This window comes from Spirillospora sp. NPDC047418 (assembly GCF_040643275.1).
Lineage (GTDB): Bacteria > Actinomycetota > Actinomycetes > Streptosporangiales > Streptosporangiaceae > Spirillospora.
In genome coordinates, this window is the sequence record NZ_JBEYTW010000182.1 from 1 (window position 1) to 5,579 (window position 5,579).

At 64.2% G+C, this 5,579-nt stretch carries 2 protein-coding genes; both read left to right on the forward strand.

The annotated features are described in order from the left end of the window. The first annotated feature begins 113 nt into the window (after positions 1–113). Positions 114–3,356 carry a helicase-related protein gene (locus ABZ806_RS44710; RefSeq protein ID WP_500226024.1) on the forward strand — a complete coding sequence of 1,081 codons (3,243 nt, stop codon included), beginning with the start codon at positions 114–116 and terminating at the stop codon, positions 3,354–3,356. Between the two features lie 212 nt (positions 3,357–3,568). After that, positions 3,569–5,167 (forward strand): serine/threonine-protein kinase, encoded by a 1,599-nt coding sequence (locus ABZ806_RS44715; protein WP_500226026.1) that lies wholly within the window; start codon positions 3,569–3,571, stop codon positions 5,165–5,167. Positions 5,168–5,579 lie beyond the last annotated feature (412 nt).

Here is a 5,579-nt window from a genome sequence, read left to right on the forward strand (position 1 = left end):
GACATCCGGGCCACCAGCCTGACCACCCACACAAAACGCACACCGAGTCAGGCCGCTACACAACCCAGTCGGTGCTGTGAAAGATCGAGGTTAGCCTCACCACCGTCCCGGGCGTGTCGATCGCGTCCGCCTACTTCAACCCCGGCGGCTTCGGGTTGCTGGCCGATGAGCTGGAACGCCTGGGACCCGTGCGGTTGCTGCTGGGGGCTGACCCAGACCGGCAGCAGCGCGCGGTACGGCCGTTGTCGACGGGGCTGGGGGCCCGCGCCGAACGCCACCAGGTACGCAAAGCCCTGGAAGGGCACCACCGGCAGCTAGAACAAGACCGTGACCTGCTCGGCTTCACCATCGAAGCCGACCGCGCCGCCCGCCGGCTCGTCGCCTGGTTGCGCTCGGGTAACGTCGAGGTTCGCCGATACGAGGCGGGGTTCTTGCACGGGAAGGCGTTCATCGTTGACGGCCCCCTGCCCGGTGTGGTGTCGGGTTCGAGCAATTTCACCCTCGCGGGGCTGGCCCGCAATCGGGAACTCAACCTGGGCCAATACCAGCCCGCGACGGTGCGTGCCGTCCAGGACTGGTTCGAGGAATTGTGGCAGGTGGCGCAGCCGTTCGACCTGGCCGCCATCTATGAGTCACGGTGGGAGCCGCACCCGCCGCACGTGGTGTTTCTGCGCATGCTGCACGAGCTGTACGGGGCGGAAGTGCAGGAGGAAGAGACTGCTGCCGGGGCCCGATCCCGACTCGGCCTCACCGGTTTCCAAGCCGACGGGGTATGGCGTGCCCGGCGAATCCTGGACCAGCTTAACGGTGTGATCATCGCCGATGAGGTCGGGCTCGGCAAAACCTACATTGCCGGCGAGATCATCCATGAAGCGGTCATCACCAACCGGCAGAAAGCGCTGGTCGTCGCCCCCGCCACACTGCGGGACTCCACCTGGGGGCCGTTCTTGCGCCAGGTGAACCTGCGGGCCGACGTGGTCTCCTATGAGGATCTGACCCGCGGGATCGATAACGCTGGCCAGCTCGGTTCGATTCTGCAGGACCCGGACGAGTACGCCCTGGTCGTCGTCGATGAGGCCCACGCGCTGCGTAACGCCGCCACCCGGCGCGCCGACGCGCTGCGCGCCCTGACCGAGGGCGGCAGCCCCAAGAAACTGGTACTGCTCACCGCGACACCGGTCAACAACAGTCTCTACGACCTGTACAACCTGATCTCCTACTTTGTCACCAACGACGCGACTTTCGCCTATGCCGGGGTCCCATCGCTGCGGGCCTACTTCGACCGGGCCATGGCGATGAACCCCGACGACCTGTCACCAGAGCACCTGTTCGACGTGCTGGACAAGGTGGCGGTGCGCCGCACCCGCCGTTTCGTACGTAACCACTACGTCGGAGACCGGGTCGTCATCAACGGCACCGAACGCGAGATCGCCTTCCCCACGCCCCGGGTCCGCCGGGTCGACTACAACCTCGATACCGCGTTCCCCGGAATGTTCGACCGGCTCGCCGTCGCTCTGGGAGCCGACACCGGCACCGATGAGGGTCCGGCGGTGTCCCTGCAGGCACCCGGAGAAGTCCTCACCCTCGCCCGGTATGTGCCTTCGCATTTCCGTCGCGGCGGCACTGAGGAACAATTCGAGCGGCAGAACGCCGGGCTTCTGCGCTCCGCCCTACTTAAAAGGTTCGAGTCCTCCGCCTACGCATTCCAGCGCACCCTGGACAAGATGCTGGCCAGCCACGAGTCGTTTCTGCAAGCCCTGGACCAGGGCAGAGTCCTCACTGGCGACGCTTTGAGGGAATGGTCGGCCTCCGACAGCGACGACATCGACAGCTTCATCGAGTCCATGGACGACGGCGCGGCCGACGGCGTCAAAGACGCCGACGAGTACAACATCCCTGCGCTGAAGGCGGCCGTCCAGGCCGACCACCGGCTGTTGACCGATTTCCGCGACGAGGTACGGGTCCACCAGAGCGGGCCCGATCCCAAGGTGGAGGCTCTGGTCGAGGAACTCGCCCAGATCGCCCAGGAAGCACAAACCCAAGGGATCACCCCGCAAGACGCCTGCGACAAGCGCAAGGTGCTCGTCTTCTCCTACTATGCCGACACTGTCACCCACATTCACAGCCGCCTGACCCTGGCGATCGAGACCGATCCACGCCTTGTCGCATACCAGGGCCGCATCGCTATGGCCGCAGGCCCAGACCGTAATGACCGCTCCCAGACCATCGCCGGATTCGCCCCTCGTACCGCCGGCGGCCCCGCAGACCAGGACCGATACGACCTGGTCATCGCCACCGATGTCTTGGCCGAGGGCGTTAACCTTCAGCAAGCCCGGCACATCATCAACTACGACCTGCCCTGGAACCCGATGCGGCTCGTCCAGCGGCACGGCCGCATCGACCGCATTGGATCTGAGCACCGCGAGGTCTTCCTGCGCTGCTTCTTCCCTGATCAACAACTCGAACGTTTCCTCGGCCTGGAAGAGCGGCTGCAACGCAAACTCAAACACGCCGCCGCCGCGACAGGAGTGGGAGAGGTCCTGCCCGGCTTCACCGGCCGGGAAGTGAACATCACCGAGACCCGAGCGGAGATCGATCGGCTTCGCCGCCAGGACGCCGCGTTGTTCCTTCAAGGAGGCGCTTCCGCCCTGTCCGGTGAGGAATACCGGCGCCGCCTCCACACCAACCTCAGAGATCCGCTGCTGCGGGAAGCGGTGACACACCTGCCCTGGGGAAGCGGATCGGGGTTCGCCCGCGCCACAGGAATCCAGCCAGGGCTGGTGTTTTGCGCCCGGATCGGTGACCATCCCCGTCCGTGGTTCCGCTACGTTCCGCTCACCGGCGATTTCGCCCTCACCCGCGACGAGGAGAACCAACCTATCGTCGTCGATGACACACTCGCCTGCCTCTCCGCGGCAGACCCCGGCCATCACGACACACCGCCGTTGCTGAACGAGGCCGTCCACCAGGCCGCCTATGACGGATGGGCATGCGCCAGGCAGCACATCACCGCGGCCTGGATGCACAATGCCGACCCGGCCAACCTCACTCCCCAGATCCCCAAAGCCATGCGCGACGCGGCCGCACTGGTCCGGCGGCACGGCGCCCACCTGGGAGTAGACCAAGACGTCCTGATCGAACGACTCGAAGCCCCCTACAGCCCCCGCATCCTGCGCACCATCCGCAACACCCTCACCGAATCCGGCACCCCCCGCAACACCGTGGACCGCCTGGCGGAACTCGCCGACAAACTCGGTCTGGCCCCCCAGTCGGCCCCAGAGCCACTGCCCCCGATCACGGAAGACGACGTCCACCTAGTGTGCTGGATGGCGATCCTGCCAGCACAAAGCACCTGAATCCGCTAACCCTCAACTCGTGAATGTCGAGGGTTGGGCCAGATCGAGGCGGCCCACTGCTCCCGAACGTGTCCCCCCGGATTCCGGTCGCCGCGCCCTACTGGTGATCTTCTATGGCAACAAAGGGGTTCCGAGAGCCCCGACCAAGCAACAACCCCGGATACCGGCCATATAGGCGTCATGACGTCACCTATTCTAGTATGGTTGGCATCGTGACAACCAATGAATCTTCACTCCGCCTCGGCGGAGTGACCGAGGTCGCCGACGAACTCGGGGTGACCCGGCAACAGGTGACCAAACTCCGTCAGCAACCCGGGTTCCCCGCACCGATCGCTGAACTGAGCGCTGGCGCCATCTGGGATCTGGGCACTATTCGCCGGTGGCGCAACAGCGGTCTGCGTCGCAGAGCCGGACGTCCTGAAGTGACCCCCGGTCCCCGGTCGGTGGGCCGAAGGTTCGAACTCGGCCACAAGCTCGGTGAAGGTGGATTTGCCAGCGTCTATCAAGCACGAGATCTCACAACGGCAAGCGACCAGACCCATACGGCCGTCAAAGTTCTTCGGGAAGCGGATCCGGACATCATCGCCCGCTTCGCACGTGAACTCCGGCTCATGTCCGAACTCAACCATGTGAACGTGATGCCGGTCATCGCCAGCGGCAACGATCCCGACGTGGGCATGTGGTACGCCATGCCGCTTGCGCTCGGAAGTCTCGCCGACGAGGTCGGCACGATAACGAAACCGGACGAGATCGCCGAGGTGATGCGGGCGGTCTGCAGGGGCTTGGCCCACATCCACAGCGAGGGGATCTTCCACCGCGACCTGAAACCCGAGAACGTGCTGAGATCTCGGGGAGGAGCGTGGGCGATCGCCGACTTCGGGCTCGCACGCGTCGTGGACGAGAGCAGCGTGCTCACCGCGACCTACGACGTTATGGGCAGCCACTATTACATGGCGCCCGAGCAGATGAGGGACTCCAAACACATCGATGCTCGCGCGGACGTCTACTCCGCAGGCAAAATCATGCAGGCGCTCGTCATCAAAAGTCTGCCCATCGACGATCATGTGCCGGCTAACCCGCTTCGCGGGGTGATCCAACGTGCGATCTCGCCCGACCGGGAGCGTCGCTACGGGAGCGCGACGCAACTGCTCGATGCGATCGAAGCCGTTTTTAAGCCGGTCCCCACTGGCTTCTGGGAAACGGCGCAGGCAAAAGCATTGCGGCTATTTCCCAGGCTGCAGGCCGGTTACATCGCAGACCCCGCAGCCTTCGACGAGCTGGAGCAGTGGGCGAACGAGATCGAGTTGAGCGACTACGACGACATGGGGGAGTTCGCGTGGGCGTTCTGCGCATTGCCCATCGAGTCGGTGGAGCGGTGGTGGGAGAACAATCCGACGACCTTCACCCGGGTCTTCCATGCATTTGTTTGGCGACTCGGGGGCAACTTCAGCTTCAGCGCGTGTGACCACCTGGCGAACTTCGCCGATCGTGCGGTCCAGGTGACCAAGGACCTCACCATCCTGAAGGAGGCCGTGTGCGGCCTCGCTGAACTCGGGATGCACCACAACCGGTGGCACGTCCGGGACGTAGCCGTAGCGATGCTCCAGCGTATCCGCGACACCGATGAAGCCCTCGCCGCGCTCGAAGGACTCAGGGAGGCAGAGCCCGGTACAACTGAATGGACAGTTGGCGACTCAGCCGTGCGCACGTTGCACCCCGTACTTCGCGCCGGACTGGCTGATCTCTTCACCGAAAAAACAGCTTCTGACGGCCGGAGCCACTCGTCGCGCTGGAGTCTAAGCACACAGTAACTTGCTTTCAAGCCCCCGACTACAGTCGGCGAAGGCGACTTCAGGGATTAAAGCACTGGACTCCGGAAACCGGCAGTGAAGCCGAGTGTCCTCATTCGTGAGTGTCCAAAAAACGTGTCAGAAAGTCCCGAATTTTCATCGGACTGTAGTTGTACTTGGTCCGGTCGGAGTCATCTCCGTGCACGACTCCCTGACTCCACCGTCTTTCACGCATCTCGTCACTCGATACGAGGTGCGGCACTTTGACGCGCACCCCTACTGTCTAGGGTCCAGCAGCGCGGAAACAACGAGGCATCCCGGCCATCGCACCGCTAGGCCGGAGCCACCGGCCTCCGTGTGCTGCGCGCTAATTCGCAGTTCTATGACGCCGATTCGGTGGCCGCTTGCCGCCGCGTCGACACCTGCTTCTCGA